Here is a 3,384-nt window from a genome sequence, read left to right on the forward strand (position 1 = left end):
ACCGACTACCCCGACCGGCTGCGCGACCTGCTCGCCGCGCGCGGCTACCGACTGCCGAAGGCGTACGCGTCGCCGTTCGACATCCAGGCCCACAACATCCTCGCCGGACCGCACGTCATCGACGCGGTCCGGGACGCCTGGCTGGGCGGCGCCGGCCTGCCGTTCCCGCAGCGGCTGCTCGCCGCGCTGCACGCCGGCGACCGCGCGGGGGGCGACCGGCGGGGCCGGCAGAGCGCCGGGCTGCTGGTGGTCGAGCGGCACGGCGGGTACGCCGGCACCGGCGACACCGTCGTCGACCTGCGGGTGGACGACCACCCCGACCCGGTGACCGAGCTGGGGCGGCTGCTCGACACGCACACCCTGCTCTTCGGCAAGCCCGATCCGGCCACCCTGCGGGACCTGGCCGGCCCGCTCGCCGACGATGTCGCCGCGCTGCTGGCCGCCGTCGGTCACCCCGTGGGTCCGGCCGGGCTGGACGACGCGCTGGCGTCCTGGGCCGGCGTGGAGAACCTCGAGGAGCGGCTGGTGCCCGGCCGGATCGACCCGATCGTGCTGGACCACCTGCGCCGCACCGCGCCGCACGTCCCGGCCGCCCGCACCGGCGACTGACCCCGCACCACGTAGGACCGCGCGAGGTCGGCGACCGCGGTCGACAATGGAGGCCCGGACCGGGTCAGCCGCCGAAGGAAAGCCAGCGGAAGCCCGCCTCCTCGACCAGGGTCCGCTCCCGGTCGGTCAGGCCGGACCGGCCGGTGGCCTTGCGGATCACCGTCAGCGGGTCCCAGTCGAGCCCGGCCGGGACGGGGCGGCCGCCGGTCAGCAGGTCGGCCACCACCGCGGCGGCCGTCGGGGTCAGCCACGGCCGCCGGTCCAGCGCGTCGGCCAGGTCCAGGCCGTGCACGCCGACCTCCACCACCCGGGTCCGCAGGAACTCGGTCAGGGTCATCGCGTCACCGTGTCGGGTGTGGACCAGCCGGCCCGGCGGCTGCGCGGCCACGGCCTCGTCGGTGGCCTGCCAGGCCCGCGCGAAGTCCGCCGCCACCTCCGGTACGCCGGGCCGCTCGCACGCCTCCCGCCGGGCACTGTCGATCCTGGCGCCGTCCACCTCCGGGGTGAACTTGGCGGCGCCGAAGTAGCCGGCGGCATCCACCTCCGCCCGGTCCGGGGCGGGCGCGGCGAGCATGTCGACGAGGCGGCCGGCGCCGGTGCGGACGTGCGCCACGAGGTCCCGGACGTTCCACGGCGGGCAGGGGGTGGGTCGGTCGAGGTCCGCCTCGTCGAGCCCTCGCAAGATCTCCGCCAGCCAGGCGCACTCGTCCCGAAACGCCGTCCGCACCTCGTCCATCCGTCCTCCCCGATCATCCGCTTCGCCGGGCGTACCTTCTCACGCGGCCGTTTCGGCACCCCCGGGCCGGGTACGCGCCGGTGGACGAAAGGGGGCATCGAATGGCCGGCATCATGCTGCGCAGCACCGCGTTCAACGATCACGACCTGCTACCGGGGCGCTTCTCCCGGGAAGGCGGAAACGTCTCGCCGCCGCTGCAGTGGTCCCAGGTCCCCGACGCGACCGAGGAGCTGATCCTGATCGTCGAGGACCCGGACGCCGGGAAGGCTCCCTTCCTGCACTGGCTGGTGACCGGGATCTCGCCGGGATCCGGCGGGGTCGCCGAGGGCGCGGTGCCGAACGGCGGCCGCGAGTGGCCCAACGGCTTCGGTACGACCGGGTGGGGCGGCCCGCACCCGCCACTGCACGAGGACCCGCACCGGTACTTCTTCCGCCTCTACGCGCTGGAGCGCCCCCTGGACCTGCCGGAGGCGCCCCAGGCCACCGACGTGCACCGCGCGCTCACCGACAAGGAGATCGCCAGCGGCACGATGGTCGGCACCTACTACCGCAGCTAACCCTTGTGCCGGGGCACCAGGCGGTGCACCACCGCGAGGACCAGCGCGGCCACCACGGCGATCGTCCCGGCGATGCCGGCCGCGCTGCCCGCGTACCCGACGAAGAGGGGGCGGCGGGAGAGCTCGTCGGCGGGAACCTCGGGGAGGTCGACCAGCCAGGACAGGGCGAGCGCGGAGGCGACGAGGGCGAGCACCCCGCCGATGCCGAGGACGGCGGCGGCCGCCCGGTGCGCGTCCTGCGGGGAGATCGCCGCCCGTTCCCGCTGGAAGAGGAGCAGGACCAGGCCGGCCACCGCCGCCCAGGCCCCGACCAGGAGGAACGCCGCCACGGCGTCGCTCGGTCGGTGCCAGCCGGCAGAGAGGGTGGCCACCCCGGCGGCGGCGGCGTACCCGGCGCCGAGGAAGGCGCCGACGACCCGCACCTTGGGCGGCAGCACGAGGATCAGCGCGATCGCTACCGAGGCGGCCACCGCGGTGTGTCCGCTGGGGAGGCTGTTCCCCGCCGCCGCCCGCTCCGGGTCGACCCCGAAGTCCGGCCGGGTCAGGAATTGCTTGAGCAACTGGGTGCTGACGTTGGCGCCGGCGATCAGCAGGGTGGCGGTGACCGCGAGGGCCTTGCGCCCCCGGATCAGCGCGATGAAGCCGATCACCGCGGTGGCCACCAGCAGGGACACCGCCGACATCGCGTTGAGGATCCGGCCCACCGGCCCGTCGATCCGCTCCTGGCCGATCCGGTTGCCGGTGAGCGCCACGGTGTCGAGCCACTGGCCGACCTCGGTGTGCAGGGCGAGCCGCCACACCACGAGGAAGGCGGCCGCCTGCGCCAGGGCCAGTACGACCAACCAGACCGCCGTCCAACCCCTCGCCGTCTCGCGCACCCGCACACCGTAACGGCCGGCTCGGGTCGGCGCTCGGCGGGAGCGCGGCAGACCACGGTCGCCGTGCCGGCGGGCCGCGGAGGTGGTCGGAGCGGGCCGGGTCGGGCGCTGCCGGCCGGCCGGCGGAGCTGCGGCGTCCGGCCGGTCGGGACCAGCCGGCGCCGGACGTGAAGAGAGGCCGCCACGGGGGGAGCGGCCTCTCTTGGTGATGTACGTTACTCCGTCCACCGCCGCCGTGTGATCCCGTGCAGCGCGGATTTTCGCGGACTTTTTCGCGGCAATCTCGTCTCCGGACGGAGCGGTGGGCCGGCCGGTCCGCTGCTTCGTCCGGACGGCCGGCCCACCCGGCCTGACCGTGCGAATCAGGCCATCCCGCCGACCGGGCTGCTCCAGTTCCCCAAGGGCCCGGTCGGGCGGGCGGACGGGCGGGGCCGGCTGCCCGTCCGCCGGGAGCGCTCGCCCGTTGGGGAAGGTTCCCGTAGTCGACGTACGCCATGGCGACGTCCGCCCTGCGCCCACCCGCGGGATCGGGGCACGGCAACCCCTGCCTATGATGGGAGCGCTCCCGGCCGTCGGGGCCCTATCCTCCGAGGAGAACGCTCAT

Annotated in this window: 4 protein-coding genes; 2 read left to right on the forward strand and 2 right to left on the reverse strand. The window is 75.4% G+C overall.

What is annotated here, in order from left to right:
* Positions 1–609: DUF1028 domain-containing protein (locus JNW87_RS36485; RefSeq protein WP_238455279.1), on the forward strand; the 609-nt coding region annotated here is incomplete at its 5' end.
* 64 nt (positions 610–673) lie between these two features.
* Here JNW87_RS36485 and JNW87_RS36490 read toward each other — a convergent pair.
* The gene (locus JNW87_RS36490; protein ID WP_109804770.1) at positions 674–1,345 is read right to left on the reverse strand and encodes a maleylpyruvate isomerase N-terminal domain-containing protein; all 672 of its coding nucleotides are present in this window, start codon (positions 1,343–1,345) and stop codon (positions 674–676) included.
* Between the two features lie 101 nt (positions 1,346–1,446).
* Between JNW87_RS36490 and JNW87_RS36495 the strand changes: the two genes are divergently transcribed.
* Entirely contained in the window at positions 1,447–1,902 is a 456-nt protein-coding gene (locus JNW87_RS36495) for a YbhB/YbcL family Raf kinase inhibitor-like protein (RefSeq protein ID WP_109804769.1), read from the forward strand.
* Here JNW87_RS36495 and JNW87_RS36500 read toward each other — a convergent pair.
* On the reverse strand, positions 1,899–2,786 hold the full coding sequence (locus tag JNW87_RS36500) for a phosphatase PAP2 family protein (RefSeq protein ID WP_201749926.1): 888 nt from the start codon (positions 2,784–2,786) through the stop codon (positions 1,899–1,901). The two genes, JNW87_RS36495 and JNW87_RS36500, sit on opposite strands and share 4 nt — an antisense overlap.
* Positions 2,787–3,384 lie beyond the last annotated feature (598 nt).

It is taken from the genome of Micromonospora sp. ATA51 (assembly GCF_016802855.1).
In the GTDB taxonomy this organism is placed as follows: Bacteria; Actinomycetota; Actinomycetes; order Mycobacteriales; family Micromonosporaceae; genus Micromonospora; species Micromonospora sicca.

Coding starts and splice junctions, on each gene's coding strand:
- JNW87_RS36490 (WP_109804770.1), bottom strand. CDS start 1,345: ATGGACGAGGTGCGGACGGCGTTTCGGGACGAGTGCGCCTGGCTGGCG.
- JNW87_RS36495 (WP_109804769.1), top strand. CDS start 1,447: ATGGCCGGCATCATGCTGCGCAGCACCGCGTTCAACGATCACGACCTG.